Genomic DNA, 16,768 nt, shown 5'->3' with positions numbered 1-16,768 from the left:
CCAACGGGCTGGCGGTGCACCGGTTCGTGCCCACGACGGTCGGGCTCGGCGTCATCGCTGCGGTTGCGGGTCCGGCGGTGCTGCTCGTCACCAGGATCGATGCGGGTGCCCTCCGGCTGAAGCGGCAGCATCGTAGCGGATGTCTTGTGCGGCAAGAACTCTCAGCGGATGGCATAGAGCGTGCAGACGCCATCCACGATGGTATCGACGTATGCGGGGTCGATATCTCTGCCCGCCAGGAGCTTTCGGAAGATGAGCGGACCTGCCAGTTGGTCGATGACCACCGCGATATCGGCCTCGGGGTCCAGATCGCCACGGGTTCGAGCGGTGTCGAGAATGGTGCGGAAGCCTGCTGAACCGGCCGCGTAGAGCGCCTGCTTCAGCCGTCCGAAGGCCGGGTCGAACGGGGCGCGATCGATGACCGCGCGCATGCCGAGTTCGCCGACCGGTTCGTGCAGCAGCGTTCGCAGGCCGTTGAGCTCATTGCCGAGGTCGGTGCGCAGGTCGCCGGTGGGCGTGGGCCGCACCTGGTCCATGCGCTCGGCGATCGCGTCGTACAGCAGACCCGTCACCTCGGGCCAATGCCGATACAGCGTGGTTCGGCCGATGCCGCTGCGGGCCGCCACCGCCACATGGGTGACGCCGCTCCAGCCCTGCTCGATCAGCAATTCCCGGGCCGCCGCCAGAGCGGCTTCCCGGCTGCGCAGCACGCGTGGATCCGGTCCGCGGCCAAGACTTCCGCCCGGTCGCCGATCGTCGTTCACCGCGTCACTCCGTTCGTCGAGTCGCTTTCGGTACATCTTGCACCACATCAGTCTGTGGGGCATCATGTTCCATATCTTTAGAACAAGGTGTTCCACAACCGCGGAGGTGTGCGGTGTTTCCGAACAGTCGAGTGCGGCGGGTGGCGCGATGAGCACCCAGACGATCGCGGGCAAGCCGGTGGCAGTGTCCGGCGGTAAGTCCTTGGCGTTAGCCGTGATCGCGGCCGCGCAGCTCACGGTGGTCCTGGATGTGTCGATCGTGAATGTGGCGCTGCCGTCGATCCAGCGGGATCTGGGGTTCTCCCCGACCGCCCTGGAATGGGTGGTCAACGCGTATGCGCTCGCGTTCGGCGGGTTGCTCTTGCTGGGCGGACGCCTCGCCGATGTCTACGGCCGACGGCGCATGCTGGTCGCGGGGCTGGTGCTGCTGGTGGCCGCCTCGCTGGCCGGTGGGCTGGCCCCGGGGTCGGGCTGGCTGATCGCCGCCCGCGTCGCACAGGGCGTCGCGGGGGCGCTGGTCGCGCCCGCGGCATTGGCCTTGATCGCGGCCACCTTCGCCGAGGGCGCCGAACGCAATCGCGCCATGGCTGTCTACGCGGCCATGTCGGGGGCGGGTGGGGCCCTCGGCAATGTCCTCGGCGGGGTGCTGACCACCGGATTGAGCTGGCGCTGGGTGCTTTTCGTCAATGTGCCGATCGGTGTGGTCGCCGCGGCATTGGCTCCGCGCGCCTTCGGCAGGTCCAGTGCGGCGACCGGCCGTATCGATATCGCGGGAGCCGTCATGGCGACCGCGGGAATCGGGCTGGTGGTGTACGGGCTGATGCACGCCGCATCGGACTCCTGGGGCGCGCCGGGCACGGTCGTCCCGTTGCTCGTCGGCGGCGTAACTCTGCTGGTCTTCGTATTGCTGGAGGCGCGCGGGCGGATGCCGCTGATGCCGCTGGGTATCTGGGCCGACCGCAACCGCGCCGGTGCGTACGCGGCCATGCTGGTGATCGGCGCCGCGACGGTCACCGTGTTCTACTTCTTGACCTTGTTCATGCAGATCGTGCTCGAATACAGCGCGCTGCGAACAGGTTTCGGCTTCCTAGTCTTCGCCGTCGGCGCCGGTGCCAGTTCGGCGGCCGCTGGTCCGATGGTGAGCAGGTTCGGTCCGCGTCCGGCCCTCTCGGCAGGCGCGCTCGCGCTGACGGCGGGTTTGTGGTGGCTATCGCTGCTCGACGCCGACGCCACCTTCGTCCGCGACCTGGCCGGGCCGCTCGCGCTGGCCGGTATCGGAGTCGGGCTGTGCTTCGTTCCGTTGACCTTGGCCGCGGTGGTGCGGACCGACCACGACACGGCGGGGATCGCCTCGGCGGTGCTCAACACCTGCCAGCAGGTCGGCGGCAGCCTGGGCCTGGCGGTGTTCGGCACGATTGCCGCCACCGTTACCCGGCACCGCGTCGGCGGACCTGCGGCACAAGACTTTCCGGCCGACCCGCACATTTTCGGTGACGCACTCGCCCACGGATACGGCGTCGCTTATCTGATCGCCGCCGCGACCGTGGTCGTGGCATGCGCCGTCGCGGTCGTCGCAATCCGCGAGGTTTCCGACAATTCCACCGCCGCCATCGCCTGACACCAACCACCCGAGGACCAGCAGATGAACTCTCCCGACGTCACCATGATGATCCTGGTGCACAACGCATTTCGGCATGACCTGGCCGCGATGAGCGAACTCGTCACCGCCGAGGACCCCGTCGCGCTCGACACCCTGCGCACCCGCTGGCACACGTTCAGCACCTATCTGAACATCCATCACACGGCCGAGGATCAGACCCTGTGGCCCCTCCTCGAGGCGAAACTCGGCACCCGGACGACGCTGCTGACCGATATGACCGAGGAACACGCGCGCCTGGATCCTCTCGTCGAGAAGATAGAAACCGCACTGGCGCAATCATTTTCCACTGAACTCCCCGCCCTGCTCGCACAACTCTCCGAAACACTCGCCGCCCACCTCGACCACGAGGAGTCCGCCGCGCTACCCCTGATCGAGCAGGCGCTCAGCGCGCGGGAATGGAATTCCTTCGCCGCCGCCCAACGCCGACAGGTCGGAATCGCCGGAGCCGCACGGGTTTTCCCGTGGCTGCTCGACGGCGCATCGGACACCGAAACCCGCCATGCGCTCGGACTGCTGCCCGCACCGCTGCGCCTGGTCTACCGCACCGTGTGGCAACCCCGATATCGCCGCGGACTCCACCCGGCAACGCTGTCCCACTGACCGCGCACGACCGGAGGACGGCTTGCAACCGCCCTCCGGTCCGTTGTGGTCTCGTGCGGCTACTCCCGATTGAACCGCGCCCGAACCGCGTCCATTCGCGCACGCAACTCCTCCGGGATGATCAACCCGCGATCCATCAGCGTGTGGGCCGTCACGACGACCGATCGGGTCCGTACCGGAAAGTCGCGGTAGATCGTCTCACCGAGCTCATCCTCGGCATGGCGGCGGTCCAGGTTGTCCAAAGTGCCGCGCCAGGACAGGCATTCGCACGTCGCCTGCATGCTCGATTCCCATGGGTCGGGCTTGCGATCGAGTTCGGGGAGTGCGCGCTCGCGCCGCGATTCGGGATCCAATGTGTGCAGCAGGACTTCGTAAGGAGTGTCTTTCACTTTTGCCCGCTCCGTTCCGTGGCGGCCTCGACCTGGTCCGGTGGCGCCTGCGCGGTCCAGTCGACCTGCGGCACCGCCACGCCGATCATGGTGTCCCTGGTGACGATGGCGGCCAGTTGTTCCTCCGTCCAGCCCTCGGTGCCCTCCGGGCGCATAGGCATCACCATGAACCGGGACTTCTGGTTCGAGTCGTGCACCCGGACCTCGACCTCGGGCGGAATGTGCAGGCCGAATTCGGCGAGCACTTCACGGGGCCAACGCACAAGGCGCCGACGGTAATTGGGGGTGCGGTACCAGTCCGGAGACATGCCGAGAACCGGGCGCGGGTAGCACGAACACAGCGTGCAGACGATCACGTTGTGCACCTCGGGCGTGTTCTCCAGCACGTAGAAGTAGGTGTAGTCGCTCGGCGTTCCGGATCCGGTCGGGTCACGCCAGTCGATGCCGACCTCTTTGCACGTCTCGGTCCCGTCGGCGAGTAGGCGCGCCTTGAAATCGGGATCCGTCCACGCCTTCGCGACCAGTTTCGATCCGCCGTGCGGACCGACCGATTCGGCCCATTCGGCGAACCGCCGGTGGTCTTCCTGCGAAAAGAGGCCCTTTTCGATGGCGAGTTCGCGAATCGCGGTCTCCAGGACCTCGAACTCGCTGATCTGCGCGCTCGTCTGGATCGGCGCGTGCCCCCCGTGATCGTGGGTCCGACTCACTTGGCATCCTCCTCTGCGGGCTCGAGCCAGCGCTCGGAGACCTCGGTCTCCAGGGTGTCGACGTCGTAGCCGGTGTATTTGGGCCACAGATCTTTCTGGCGGAATCGCACAACGTAGAACGGTTCGAAGCGGCCGTCCTCGCGTCCCCACGCCTCGTCCTCCGGAATCACCCACTCGGGCCGGTGTTCGACGACGACACCCGTTCGGCCGCGGGTGTAGGCCTGGGTGCGGGTGTGGAACATCGAGGTCGCGTTCCGAACCCGGACGCGATCGCCGATCTCGTACTTCCTGGTCATTCCCGCGCCTCCATCCGTGCGCGTACCTCGTCCAATTTCGCCGACAGTTCGTCCGGGGTGATCAAACCCTTGTTGATCAGAACCTTCGCGGCGACGGTCGCCCAGCGCGCGTAGTAGGGCAGGCCGAAGTACAGCGTCGCGCCGAGGTCGTTCTCGGCTCGTCGACGTTCCTCGGAATTCCACACGCCACGCCAGCCGAGGCATTCGCAGGTGACGTAGGTGTTCATCTCCCAGGGTTCTTCGACCTTTTCCCGGTACTCGATCGGCACATCCGGCTGCCCGCCCACGTCGTGCAGGACGTGTCGGAGCGCGGCAAACAATTCATTCGAGATCTCGTACGGCGAGTCCAGCGGTTTGCGGAAAACCGGAGCGAGATCTGCGACGCGACTTTGCACCTCGTCGAATCGGTTCGGTGAACTCATGAGGTCTCCGTAGTGACGGATCCGATGTTCCCCCGGCAGGGTGATCGCATACGGCGCACACCCGGCTGCGGGGCCGCGAGCCCCTATCCAATTGCATTGATCCGACTGACAAGGCTACACGTCAAGATCGTCTTATTGAAGCCACGACGGCCCGCGGTTTCCGCCGAAAGCCCCCATGACCTGCTCGGACGCGGGTGCAGCCGCGCCATGGCCGGGCCAGGTCGAAGAACTGGTCCCAGATCCGGCGCGGGCTCGATCCGGCGCCTCGACGATCTCGCCGAAGCGGGCGCAGGCATGGACGCGCCGTACTTCGCTGAAGCATTCGACCGGACCGGCTGCTCACAATCGATGGTTGGATCGAGATCGTCTGCACACTCACTGCGGGCGGCGCGCAACCGGGCGACCGCATGGCAGTGACCGCCCTCCGGGCGATAGATACCTTGCTCGACCGGATGTCGAACGCGCCATCGCCGCGGAGCTGAGCTTTGACAGCTCAGGATGCTCCGAATCCGGGTTCTGCCAAGGCTTTTCGGAGGAAGTCTTGCGGAATTTCAGGAGCTGCTTCGGAATTCGCGCAGAGGTATTCCAGAATCCGGCGCATAGGCAGGCCCTCGTCGGCCACGTAGCGGATCAAACCCTGCTCGGCGCAGCGTACGAGCGCCGGGGTGGCTACGGCGATCGCCTCGTTCAGCCGTCCTGCCTCGGAAAGGGTTGCCGCCCAGAGTAGTTCGGCAGATGTCAGCGCCAGGGGTCGGTTGTCCACGGAAATTTCGCGCACCAGACGTTCGGCGCGCGTGCAGGCCTCGTCGGTTGCCATGGGGGAGTGTTCGGCGCGTAGCAGTCGAATTGCCGTGTCCTGCTGGAGTTCCGCGTTAAGCGTCGCCAATCCGCTCGGCTGGCGGCGGTGCGGGGGCAGTTGGGCGAGAATGTCGCGGTCTTCGGCATCGATCGGCAGACCGATCCGCACGCGTTCGTTCACGATACGGGCGGTCAATCGGGACAGCGCCAGATTCTCCGCGATCGCGGCACCTTCGGCCAAGCGCGCTCGGGCCGCATCCAGATCGCCGTGCAGCGCCTTGACCCGCGCCCCGATCCCATAGGCGGCCATGATGACATCGACGACGGATAGTTCCGGTCCCAGCTCAGCGCTTTCATCGAGCAGCGCCTCCGCGCCCGCGCGATCCCCGACGGAGTAGCGCAGTGCGCCGAGTAGCGCCGAGGCCAGCCGGGCGCCGTGGGAATGGGTTCCGAGCGTCTGCCCCAGGGCCAGCGCGGCGCGCAGATCGGACTCGGCCGTCGCGATATCGAGCTGCTCGTAGGCGGCCATACCGGCCAGGCTGTACCCGTACACGACGCCGAAAGGTCCTGTGAGATGTCGGTAATACGGCATGGCCCACTGTTGCCAGCGGCGCGCCTCCTCGAAATCGAAGCAGTACAGCGCGGATACCGATGCGACGGCGGCCGCGGTCGTGGCGAAGAAGGGGTCGACATCGCCGTGCAAACGCTCCTCGACCACCGGCGGCAGCCCCTCGTAATGGTCGGCGAAGAATCCGGCTGCCGCGCGGGCCAGTGCGGCCTCCGCCCGCAGCGCGTCGGTCTGCTCGCTCGGGGTGCCGGTGACGAGCATCGCATCGACCATGTCCAGGGCGGTACGCGCCGGACTCGGGCGCTGGAGCGCGATATTCGCCCATGCGACGAGCATTTGCAGGCGGGGGTTCAGGTTCGCGAAGGCCGGTGGCAGTTTCGCGACGAGTCCGACCAGCGTGGCCATCCTCGACCGTTCCAGCAGTTCGTGCCCGCGTTCTTCGATGATCTGGACCGCGCCCGTCGCGTCGTTCGCGGCCAGGGCATGGTCGACGGCCTCGTTGAGCATGTTGTTATCGAGGAACCATGCCGAGGCGAGGTGGTGCAATTGCTCGAGCCGACCGGGATGCTGACGAGCGAGCCTGCGGCGCAGCAGATCCGCGAAGAGCCGGTGATAACGGAACCAGCCCGAGTCATCGTCGACGCGCCGCAGGAACAGGTCCAGTTGTTCGACCTCCTCCAACAACTGTTGGCCGGTCGTCACGCCCGCCAGTGCATTGGCGAGGTCGCCGCAGATCGTCTCGGCCACCGAGGTCGACAGCAGAAAGTCCAGTAGGGCGGGCTCTATGGTCTCGAGGACATTCGATGCGACGTATTCGCCGATGGCCTGGCTGTGTCCGGACAACCGCCTGAGCCAGTCCGCGGGGTTGTCCTTATCGCGCAGCTCCAGTGATGCGAGCTGTAAAGCGGCGGCCCAGCCCTCGGTCGATTCGCGCAGCTCGGCGACGTCCTTCGGTTCGAGTCGGAGCCGATTGACCTCGACGAGGAAGGAATTGGTCTCCGATTCGTCGAATCGCAGGTCCTCGGAGTCTATTTCGACCAATTCGTCACGGACTCGCATGCGACTGACGGGAAGTCCGGCAGTGCTTCGGCTCGTGACGATGACACGCAAGTGGTGGCAGGCATTGTCCAGCAGGAATTCCAGTGTCGCGCGGGCCGTGGGATTGCTCACCTGATGCCACTCGTCGATCACCACCGCGAAAGCGTCTCCGGCGGTGTGGATTTCATCGATCAGGGTGGTGATGACGTAGCGCGTGGCGTCGGTGGCGCGTTCCTCGAGGATCTGGCCCAATTCCTTACCGAGCGCCGGTCGGACGCGGCGGATCGCCTCGATCAGGTGCGCCAGGAACCAGACCGCGTTGTTGTCATCGGTATCGATGGTGAGCCAGGCGACCTGGACCCCGTCGGATTCCAGCAGGCCGGCCCATTGGGTGGCCAGGGTGCTCTTCCCGAAGCCCGCGGGTGCGTGGATGACGGTAAGTCGTCGCTGCTGGCCGTCTCGCAGCAGTCGCAGCAATCGGGGGCGGTCCACCAGCGCGCGGGGTGGTGTCGGCGGACGGAACTTGGTCAGCGCCGCAGGCGGCGCGACGGGTTCGCGCGCGACCGGGCGGACCGGGATATAGGGCTGCACGGTCGACTGTGCCGATGGCCGGGATGTATCGGTGACGCCGCAGTGGCGCAGCGCCTCTCGAAGGAGATTCCGGTACGCGGCAGCCGATTCCGGGCGCGCTGCGGGATCCAGTGCCATCGCCGATTCGATGGCCGCGACGGCCTCGGCGGGAATCGCCGTAGCGCTCAGGTCCGGTATCGGTTCGGTCGTCATGCGCAGGAACTGCGCCATCACCGTCTCACCGGTCCGGCGTTCGAAGGCGGCATGCCCGGTCAACAGACAGAACAGCGTCGCGGCGAGGCTGTAGATATCGGTGACCGGACTCGGTTGCGCGCCGCTGAGCACTTCGGGTGCGGTGAATGCCGGGGTGCCGGTGATGTGCCCGGTCGACGTCTCGAAGCCGCCGCCGACGCGGGCGATGCCGAAATCGGCCAGCTGCGGTTCGCCGTAGTCGGTGACGAGGATATTCGCCGGTTTGACATCGCGGTGGATGGTCCCGGCGGCATGTGCGGCGTCGAGCGCTCCGGCGATCCGTTCCCCGATCGAGAGCACTTCGTCCCAGGGGACCGGCCCCGATGTGCGCAGCCGGGTCTCCAGTGAACCGCTGGAGTGGAAGGGCATGACGATAAAGGGCTGCCCGGTCGAGGTGATGTCGGCCTGCAGGATCTGCACGATGTTCGGGTGTCCGGACAGCCGTCCCAGCGCCTGCTGTTCGCGCACGAATCGCTCGCGGTCCTCGCCACGGAATTCCGAGGTCAGCACCTTGACCGCGACGAGGCGGTCCAGCGAGCGTTCGACGCAGCGGTAGACGACCCCGAAACCACCCCGCCCGATCTCCTCGGCATCGAAGAATCCGGCCGCAGCCAGCTCCGCGGCGAGACCGATCTGCTGGTCACGCTGGGTAGCGGTGGGATCGAATTCCGGCATGGGCACGCTCATTATGGGTTCCCGACCCCACGATCCTAGTCATCGTGCGCATGCGACCGCTGCTCACGAGGGCTGCGCGACTGGATCAATCACCCGCTATCCCAGCGAGGCCACCTTCGCCTGACCGGAAACGACGGTGTCGTCGCGATCGACCAGCGCGACTCGCACCTGTACCGTCTGCCCCGCCGACAACGGCGTTCCGACCAGGATGATCACGGCGGTGTGTTGGGCTCCGTCGCATGTGACGGCGTTCTGCGTGCCGGTGGCCGACGGACTGTCCGCATTGGGATCGCCCACCATCGCCCGAATAGCGGCCACGCCGGCCGAGGCATCGCAGCTGTAGTCGACCCCGACGTTGGCCGGACCGACACCAGTGACATCGATGGTGTTGGCGGCGAGCGCGGGAGCAGCGGCCAGCCCGATCGCTGCGAAGAAAGCCGAGATGACGGCAGGGCGTCGGTAATTCCGGATAGTCACCATGATCTTCGTCCTCCTACGTAGGCGGAAACAGATCGCGGAGCACACTCAGCGGACACCGTGGCGCTGACAGCGCCACCCGTCCATGCTCCCGCACCGCCACCCCATAAGCAAAGAACCTGTCGATCGTCACGCCATCAACCCCGCACCTGGCTCGAACCACGGCCACGGTGTTGTCCCCGGCAAACAAGCCGGCAATTTCCCGCGCGGCAACGGCCCAGTAACTACCGTTTGGGGAGTGACGATTTTTCGTCGCGACGGTGATGTCGATGTGAGCCGCTATGTCGCGGGGATCGCCGCCCGCATGAACGAGCGGGTGACGGATATCAGCGCGATCCTCCGGCGCGGTCTCGAGGACGATATCCCCGAATTGCGCGGCGACGCCCGTACCGTCGAACTGCTCGGCGCCAGCGTGGAAGGCAATGTCGACACCGTCCTGCACGCACTGCGGCACGACATACCAGTCGCGCGGATCAACGCTCCCACGGCGGCCGTCGAATACGCCAGACGTCTTGCCCAGCATGGAGTTCCGCTCAATGCCCTGGTGCGCGCCTATCGGGTCGGCCTGCGGCGGATGACGGAGCTGGTCTTCGCCGAATTGCGGGCCAGCGATATCGCGCCCGCCGCTGGCGTCACGGTCGCGGAGGCGATCACCACCACGCTGTTCGAGTACGTCGACTGGATCACCATGCAGGTCGTCGCGGTGTACGAGACCGAGCGCGAGCAGTGGCTGGAGAGCCGCAACAGCGCCCGCGCGCTGCGCGTGCGTGAGGTGCTGTCCGGGAGGCGGCCGGTCGATATCGATGCCGCGACCGAAACCATCCGTTACCCGCTGCGTTGGCATCACCTGGCGCTGATCCTCTGGTATCCCGACACCGGCGCGAGTAGTGATGAGCTGGACCGGCTGCAACGCTTCGTCCGTGAGCTCGCCGAGGCGGTCGGCACCGCGGCCGCGCCGCTGTTCGGTGCGGCAGACCGGATGAGCGCATGGGCCTGGCTGCCATATCGATCCGAGCAGTCCGATGCGGTGGCCAAGGTCCGTGATTTCGCGAGCAAGCGGTCGGACGCACCGCGTCTGGCGATCGGCAGCATGGGCCAGGGGTTATCCGGCTTCCGCCGGTCCCATCGGCATGCGCTGCGCGCACGCTCGGTCGCGCTCGCCCGCGGGGGCCTGGAACCGAGGATCATCGCGGCGAGCGATCCGGGGCTGTCGACCGCGGCGCTCCTCGGCGGGGACCGCGCGGAGGTCGGCGAATGGGTGGGCGAGGTGCTCGGCGAATTGGCCGCCGACAACGACAACGATGCCCGGCTGCGCGAGACGCTGCGGGTGTTCCTGCGCACTGGATCCAGCTACAAGGCGGCTGCCGCGGAGCTCGATCTACATTTCAATTCGGTGAAATACCGGGTCGGGCGGGCGGTTTCGCGGCGCGGGCGGCCGATCACCGACGACCGGTTGGATGTCGAGCTGGCGCTGCTGATCTGCCACTGGTACGGCGCGGCGGTACTGCGGCCGAATTCGGACTGACCGCCGCGACATCGTTCCTGGAGCAGCTGGGTCGCCCTGCCGGCCGCCCTGGGTTGAACGCCGCGCCGAGCTGCCGCGACGTCACGACGGTTCAGTCGTGCAACGCCATGGTGAGAACGCTGATCGCCTGGGCGACAGCGGCTTTGGCGGCATTGGTGTCGTGCAGGGTGTTGAGCACGACGAAGTCGTGGGTGATGGCCCCGTAGCGGATACTCCTCGTCGATCTCGGGTTTGAAGATCGGCGAATCCTGCACGCCGTCGACCGTCTTGCGGCCCTCCTCGGGCGAGAGCTGGTACAGGAAAGGCGGTTCCGGATCCAAACGGGACACCCGTCAGCGGGAGGTCACCTTTCGGGCGTCCGCGGTGATGTCGATCCGGTCGGTCCAGGTCGGGGGCAGGCCGGCGAGGGAGATTTCGGCGACCTCGTGCAGGCGGTGTACCGGAACGTTCAGGCGGCTCAGCTGGATCAGGCCCTGGGCGACGACGATGATATGGGCGCTGAGCGCGGACACAGCGGCGTCGTCACCCGCGGGGGCCGCCCGGCGCAGCCGCTCGGCGACGCCCTGCTCCATGGCCGCCGTGGTGCGTGCACCCAGCTCGGCGACCTCCGGGATCCGGCTACCGAGGGCGGCGATGCCGTTGATCATCAGGCAACCACGGCGGCCCGGCTGCGCGGCACAGTCGTCGATGACCGCGCGCAGTAGGGCCAGCACGGCCGAGTGCGCGGAACCCGGTGCGGCGAGGACGGTGTCGCGAACGAAGGCGGCCCGGCGCTCGCAGTAGCGTTCGAAGGCGGCCAGGAACAATCCGCGTTTGCTGCCGTATGCGGCGTAGATGCTTCCGTTGCCGACACCGGCGACGAGCGATACGTCCTCTACCGATGTGTCGTCGAATCCCTTGGACCAGAACTGCTCGATCGCGGCGTCGAGCAAATTCGATTCATCGAACTGTCGCGGCCGTCCCATGGGGTCACCGTACCAATCGACGTGCGAAGATTCCTGCGGGCTTGTTCTGGAGCCGCGCCTCCACAATAATGGTTGACATGTCTTCCTCGCTAGCTGGAAAATCTCGCCGCCGCATCGGCTTCCTGGTCTTCGACGGTGTCAAAACACTCGATTTCGTCGGTCCGGCAGAGGTCTTCGTCGAAGCGAATCAGTCGGTACTCGACTATGAGGTGGTGTTGGTCTCGCCCGACGGCCGCAGCGTGCAGACCTCGCTCGGCAGCCGGATCGAGGTGAGCGGCGCGGCGACCGACGCCGGACGTTTCGACACGGTCGTGATTCCGGGCAGCGAACTGCCGCCCGCGCGGTTCGTCACCGACGAGGTCTTGGCCGCGGCCCGTGCGCTCTCGGCGAAAACTCGTCGGCTGGTTTCGATCTGCAGCGGCGCGTTCGTGCTGGCCGGACTGGGACTGCTGGACGGCAGGCAGGCGACCACGCACTGGAAGTTCACACCCGAACTGGCGCACCGGTATCCGAAGGTCGACGTGCGGCCGGACGCTATCTTCGTGCGGGACGGGAACCTGTACAGCTCGGCCGGCGTGGTGGCCGGGGTCGATGTGGCGCTCGCGTTGGTGGAGGAGGACCACGGGGCGGATATCGCGCGGCGGGTGGCGCAGTCGCTGGTCGTCTACATGCAGCGGGCGGGTGGGCAATCACAGTTCTCGGCATCGCTGACCGGGCCCGCACCGCGCAGCGCCTTGGTGCGGCGGGTGGTGGATCTGATCTGTGCGGATCCGGCGTCTCCGCATACGGTGCAGACGCTGGCCGCGCATGCGCAGGTCAGTGTGCGTCATCTGACCAGGCTGTTCCGCTCGGAGTTGGAACGCTCGCCCGCCGACTATGTGGGTTTCATTCGTTTCTGCACGGCCCGCGATCTGCTGCATGCCGGGCATTCGGTGACCGAGGCGGCCGTCGCCGCCGGATTCGGCAACAGCGAGGCATTGCGCCGGGCATTCGTTGCGCGCCTCGGGATCTCACCACGCAAGTATCAGCAGCGGTTCCGATCGACCGGATCGGCGGTGGTGCTCGAGGACGAGCAAGTGCGGGCGGTGTCCTGATCCGGCGGATTCGCGGCCCGCAGCGAGGGGCGCGCGGTGGGGCGGGCGCTATTGACTACGTCATGGTCGGCGTCAGTTGACAGATGTGGCGACAGGGGGGCGCGACCGACAGTGGAATCCGCACAAGCTGGTTCACCGTTCCTCGAAAGGACAACGACATGGTCGACATTCGACGCCCCCGTACGCGGCGCGCGGCCCGGGCGATCGCGGCGATCACGGCCGCAGTGGCCGCCGGTAGCCTCGCCGTCGCGTGCACCGCGAGCACCACCCATGCCGGGCCGACCGAGGACGCGCCGAAGCCGACCATCGTCTTGGTGCATGGTGCGTTCGCGGACGGATCGAGCTGGAACGACGTCATCGACAAGCTCCGCAAGGATCGGTATCCCGTTGTCGCGGCGGCCAATCCGCTGCGCGGCCCCGTCGCTGACGCGACTACCCTGCGGGGGTTGATCAGCCACATCAACGGTCCCGTCATCCTGGTCGGGCACTCCTATGGTGGATCGGTCATCAGCACCGCCGCGGCGGGGAGCGATCAGGTGAAGGCGCTGGTTTACGTGGCGGCATTCCTGCCCGCTCCCGGTGAAACCGCGCTCGAGCTGACCGGAAAGTTCCCCGGGTCCACTTTGCCCGGCACGCTCGACCCGGTCCCGTTCACCAATCCCGACGGCAGCCCCGGCACCGATCTGTACATCCAGCGGGACAAGTTCCACGACCAGTTCGCCGCCGACGTCCCCGCCGACCGCGCCGCCCTGGCGGCCGCCGCCCAACGCCCGATCGTCCAGGCCGCACTCGAGGAGAAGGCCACCGTCGCCGCCTGGACCGACAAGCCCAGCTGGGATGTGGTCACCACCCAGGACCTCAACATCCCGGCCGCGGCGCAGCGGTTCATGGCCGAGCGGGCCCATGCACAGGTCACCGAGGTCGCCGCATCGCATTCGGTCGCCGTCTCCCATCCCGATCTGGTCGCCGATGTGATCGAGCAGGCCGCGCGCAATTCCGCCGCCCACTGACCGTCGCGAAAGACCTTCGAGGAGAACACGATCACCCATGTCCGACAAGGAAATTCGCACCTACGACGTCGTGGTCGTCGGAGCCGGACCGGTCGGTGAGAATGTCGCCGACCGCACCCGCGCCGCCGGGCTGAGCACAGTGATCGTCGAATCCGAACTGGTCGGCGGCGAATGCTCGTACTGGGCTTGTGAACCCAGTAAGGCCCTGCTGCGCCCCGCCCTGCTCTACCGCGAGGCCGCACGCTTCCCCGGCGTCGCCGCCGCGGTCACCGGCCAGCTCGACGCGGCCGCGGTGCTGAAACACCGCGACCGTATGGCGGCCGACTGGAACGACCGGGACCAGGTCGACTGGCTCGACGCCGTCGAGGTCGACCTCGTCCGCGGTCACGGCCGCCTCGACGGTCCCCGGCGGGTGACCGTCCACGCGCCCGAGGGCGACACTGTGCGGCTCACCGCCCGGCACGCGGTGGCCGTGTGCACCGGCACTTCCGCGGCCCTGCCGCCGCTGCCGGGCCTGGATGCCGTGCGGCCGTGGACAAGTCGCGAAGCCACCAGCGCCCGGGAAGTACCGGACCGGCTCGCGATTCTCGGAGCCGGGGTGGTCGCCACCGAAATGGCCGCCGCCTGGCAGGCGCTGGGCGCGCGGGTCACGCTCATCGCCCGCGAGCCCCGGCTGTTGGGCCGCGTGGAAACCTTCGCCGCGGACCTGGTCGCCGAGCGGCTCCGGGAAGCCGGTGTGCAGCTGCGATTCGGTACCACCATTACCGCCGCCGAACGCGCGGGCGGACCCGACGACGGCATCCACCTCACCCTCGCCGACGGCACCCGGCTGGTCGCCGACGAGCTGTTGCTCGCGACCGGACGCGCACCACGGACCGAGGACATCGGTCTCGACACCGTCGGTCTGACGCCGGGGGACTGGCTCACCACCGACGACACCTTCACCGTGTCCGCCGTCGAGGGCGAGTGGCTGTACGCGGTCGGGGACGTCAATCACCGCGCGCTGCTTACCCATCAGGGCAAGTACCAAGCCCGTATCGCCGGGTCGGTCATCGCCGCCCGGGCGCGCGGGCTGGCACTGGACACCGCCCGTTGGGGCCCGCACGCCGGGACCGCCGACCTCGAGGCTGTGCCGCAGGTCGTTTTCACCGATCCGGAGATCGCGGCGGTCGGCCTCACCACCGAAGACGCCGCAAGCGCCGAGCGGGTCGTGGATGTGGTCGACTACGACATCGGCCGGGTCGCTGGCGCGATCCAACACGACCCCGGCTATCGAGGGCGGGCCCGCGTCCTGATCGATCCGCGGCGTCGGGTGATCGTCGGCGCTACCTTCGCCGGACCAGGCGTCGCCGAGCTGCTGCACTCGGCCACTATCGCCATCACCGGCGAGGTCCCGCTCGACCGGCTCTGGCACGCGGTCCCGTCGTTCCCCACCATCAGCGAGGTCTGGCTGCGGTTGCTGGAAACCTATCGCGACCAACAGCATTCGCTTGCCACAGGAGAAGCCAGATGATCACCTACGACCGGCTCTACGTCGGCGGTTCGTGGACTGAACCAAGCGAACCGGCGCTGCTGGAAATCCTGTCTCCACACGATCTATCGGTCATCGGCCGGGCGGCGCAGGCGCAACCCGTCGACGTGGACCGCGCGGTGGCGGCGGCGCACACCGCCTTTGAAAGCCGCGTGTGGCGCGACACCCCGCCCGCTGAGCGAATCGCATCGCTGCGACGGTTCAATACGCTGCGCGAGGCGGCGGCCGACCGGATCGCGGAGCTCATCACCGCCGAAAACGGTTCCGCCGCATGGTTCACCAAGGCCGGTCAGGCCGGTCTGACCCGGCAGGCGAATGCCTACCTCGCGGCCGCAGAGCATTTCGACTGGGAGCGCACGCTCGCACCGTCGGACCCGGATGGGGGCGTACGCACTGTGGTGCGGCGCGAACCGGTCGGCGTGGTGGCGGCGGTGATCCCGTGGAATTCCCCGTTCTCGTCCGCGACATCGAAGATCCTTCCCGCATTGCTCGCCGGAAATTCGGTGGTGCTGAAGGTATCTTCGGAGAATTCACTGAGTATGGGTCTGCTGGCCGAGCTGCTGGATCGGATCGGCCTGCCGGAAGGCGTGATCAGCGTGCTGCCCGCGGATCGGAAAACGAGTGAGTACCTGATCTCGCATCCGCAGGTGGACAAGATCGCGTTCACCGGTTCGACCGGGGCCGGACGCAGGATCGCGTCCATCGCGGGCGCGCAGCTCAAACGGGTGAGCCTCGAACTGGGCGGCAAATCGGCGGCGGTGATCCTGCCCGATGCCGATCTGACCGCGGTGATGAATGGCCTGAAGTTCGGTTCGCTATTGAACAACGGCGAGTCCTGCATTGCCCAAACGCGGATCCTCGCCCCGCGCTCCCGCTACGAGGAGGTGGTCGCGGCGCTGGCGGCGCTGGTCGAATCCTTGCCGGTAGGTGATCCGCGCGATCCGGAAACCTTCATCGGACCAATGGTTCGCGGCGATCAGCGACAGCGAGTCCGCGACTACATCGAGGTCGGTATCGGTGAAGGCGCGCGCCTGGTCTGCGGCGGCCCGCAGGTTCCGCCCGGCTTGCGGGACGGCTTCTACGTCACACCAACGGTTTTCGCCGATGTCACGCCGACCATGCGCATCGCGCGGGAGGAGATCTTCGGTCCGGTCCTGGTCGTCCTCGCCTACGAGGACGTCGACGACGCGGTCCGCATCGCCAATGATTCCGACTACGGGCTCTCCGGTGGCGTGTGGTCGGCGGACGAGGCCGCGGCCTTGGCCATCGCCCGCCGGATCCGGACCGGCACGGTCACCATCAACGGTGCGCCGGTCGGATTCGACGGTCCCTTCGGGGGATTCAAGGCCAGCGGGATCGGCCGAGAGTACGGCACGGTCGGCCTGGGCCAGTACACCGAATACCAGACGATCACGGTCTGACACCAG

General features: G+C 67.3%; 15 protein-coding genes. 7 read left to right on the top strand and 8 right to left on the bottom strand.

What is annotated here, in order from left to right; translation table 11 throughout:
• Nucleotides 1-161 precede the first annotated feature (161 nt).
• Nucleotides 162-764, bottom strand: a complete 603-nt coding sequence (locus ACHQ4I_RS42440) for a TetR/AcrR family transcriptional regulator (protein ID WP_420777598.1) — start codon at nucleotides 762-764, stop codon at nucleotides 162-164.
• Nucleotides 765-912: 148 nt separating this feature from the next.
• Here ACHQ4I_RS42440 and ACHQ4I_RS42435 point away from each other — a divergent pair, with 148 nt between their 5' ends.
• Both ACHQ4I_RS42435 and ACHQ4I_RS42430 read left to right on the top strand, forming a co-directional pair.
• Nucleotides 913-2,382, top strand: coding sequence for an MFS transporter (locus ACHQ4I_RS42435; protein ID WP_420777597.1), 1,470 nt, complete (start codon nucleotides 913-915; stop codon nucleotides 2,380-2,382).
• A gap of 24 nt (nucleotides 2,383-2,406) precedes the next feature.
• Complete coding sequence (locus ACHQ4I_RS42430; RefSeq protein WP_420777596.1) at nucleotides 2,407-3,024, top strand: hemerythrin domain-containing protein; 618 nt, start codon at nucleotides 2,407-2,409, stop codon at nucleotides 3,022-3,024.
• 59 nt (nucleotides 3,025-3,083) lie between these two features.
• On the opposite strand, the gene ACHQ4I_RS42425 is transcribed toward ACHQ4I_RS42430, so the two are convergent.
• The 6 genes from ACHQ4I_RS42425 to ACHQ4I_RS42400 all read right to left on the bottom strand — a co-directional run bounded on the left by ACHQ4I_RS42425 (nucleotide 3,084) and on the right by ACHQ4I_RS42400 (nucleotide 9,219).
• Entirely contained in the window at nucleotides 3,084-3,413 is a 330-nt protein-coding gene (locus tag ACHQ4I_RS42425; protein ID WP_420777595.1) for a ScnB, read from the bottom strand.
• Nucleotides 3,410-4,120 (bottom strand): thiocyanate hydrolase subunit gamma, encoded by a 711-nt coding sequence (scnC, locus tag ACHQ4I_RS42420; RefSeq protein ID WP_420777594.1) that lies wholly within the window; start codon nucleotides 4,118-4,120, stop codon nucleotides 3,410-3,412. Before scnC ends, ACHQ4I_RS42425 begins: the two co-directional genes overlap by 4 nt.
• The gene (locus ACHQ4I_RS42415; RefSeq protein ID WP_420777593.1) at nucleotides 4,117-4,416 is read right to left on the bottom strand and encodes an SH3-like domain-containing protein; all 300 of its coding nucleotides are present in this window, start codon (nucleotides 4,414-4,416) and stop codon (nucleotides 4,117-4,119) included. Before ACHQ4I_RS42415 ends, scnC begins: the two co-directional genes overlap by 4 nt.
• Complete coding sequence (locus ACHQ4I_RS42410) at nucleotides 4,413-4,838, bottom strand: hypothetical protein (RefSeq protein WP_420777592.1); 426 nt, start codon at nucleotides 4,836-4,838, stop codon at nucleotides 4,413-4,415. The genes ACHQ4I_RS42415 and ACHQ4I_RS42410 overlap by 4 nt, the downstream gene beginning before the upstream one ends.
• Before the next feature lie 493 nt (nucleotides 4,839-5,331).
• Nucleotides 5,332-8,739 (bottom strand): protein kinase domain-containing protein, encoded by a 3,408-nt coding sequence (locus ACHQ4I_RS42405; RefSeq protein WP_420777743.1) that lies wholly within the window; start codon nucleotides 8,737-8,739, stop codon nucleotides 5,332-5,334.
• Nucleotides 8,740-8,835: 96 nt separating this feature from the next.
• Nucleotides 8,836-9,219: a hypothetical protein gene (locus ACHQ4I_RS42400; protein WP_420777591.1), complete on the bottom strand. Its 384-nt coding sequence runs from the start codon at nucleotides 9,217-9,219 to the stop codon at nucleotides 8,836-8,838.
• A 301-nt stretch (nucleotides 9,220-9,520) separates the two neighbouring features.
• On the opposite strand from ACHQ4I_RS42400, the gene ACHQ4I_RS42395 reads away from it, so the two are divergent.
• Nucleotides 9,521-10,741: a PucR family transcriptional regulator gene (locus tag ACHQ4I_RS42395; RefSeq protein WP_420777742.1), complete on the top strand. Its 1,221-nt coding sequence runs from the start codon at nucleotides 9,521-9,523 to the stop codon at nucleotides 10,739-10,741.
• A gap of 332 nt (nucleotides 10,742-11,073) precedes the next feature.
• Here the strand turns inward: ACHQ4I_RS42395 and ACHQ4I_RS42390 are convergent, their stop codons facing one another.
• Entirely contained in the window at nucleotides 11,074-11,706 is a 633-nt protein-coding gene (locus tag ACHQ4I_RS42390) for a TetR/AcrR family transcriptional regulator (protein ID WP_420777590.1), read from the bottom strand.
• A gap of 77 nt (nucleotides 11,707-11,783) precedes the next feature.
• Between ACHQ4I_RS42390 and ACHQ4I_RS42385 the strand changes: the two genes are divergently transcribed.
• From ACHQ4I_RS42385 to ACHQ4I_RS42370, 4 genes are all read left to right on the top strand, one after another.
• Entirely contained in the window at nucleotides 11,784-12,800 is a 1,017-nt protein-coding gene (locus ACHQ4I_RS42385) for a GlxA family transcriptional regulator (protein ID WP_420777589.1), read from the top strand.
• 158 nt (nucleotides 12,801-12,958) lie between these two features.
• On the top strand, nucleotides 12,959-13,810 hold the full coding sequence (locus tag ACHQ4I_RS42380) for an alpha/beta fold hydrolase (RefSeq protein WP_420777588.1): 852 nt from the start codon (nucleotides 12,959-12,961) through the stop codon (nucleotides 13,808-13,810).
• 37 nt (nucleotides 13,811-13,847) lie between these two features.
• Entirely contained in the window at nucleotides 13,848-15,323 is a 1,476-nt protein-coding gene (locus tag ACHQ4I_RS42375; RefSeq protein WP_420777587.1) for a dihydrolipoyl dehydrogenase family protein, read from the top strand.
• A complete protein-coding gene (locus tag ACHQ4I_RS42370; protein WP_420777586.1) occupies nucleotides 15,320-16,762 on the top strand; it encodes an aldehyde dehydrogenase in 1,443 nt (480 codons plus the stop codon). Before ACHQ4I_RS42375 ends, ACHQ4I_RS42370 begins: the two co-directional genes overlap by 4 nt.
• The last annotated feature ends 6 nt before the right edge of the window (nucleotides 16,763-16,768 follow it).

It is taken from the genome of Nocardia nepalensis (assembly GCF_048910785.1).
GTDB lineage: Bacteria > Actinomycetota > Actinomycetes > Mycobacteriales > Mycobacteriaceae > Nocardia > Nocardia nepalensis.
This window is presented reverse-complemented; position numbering and strand designations above follow the sequence as displayed.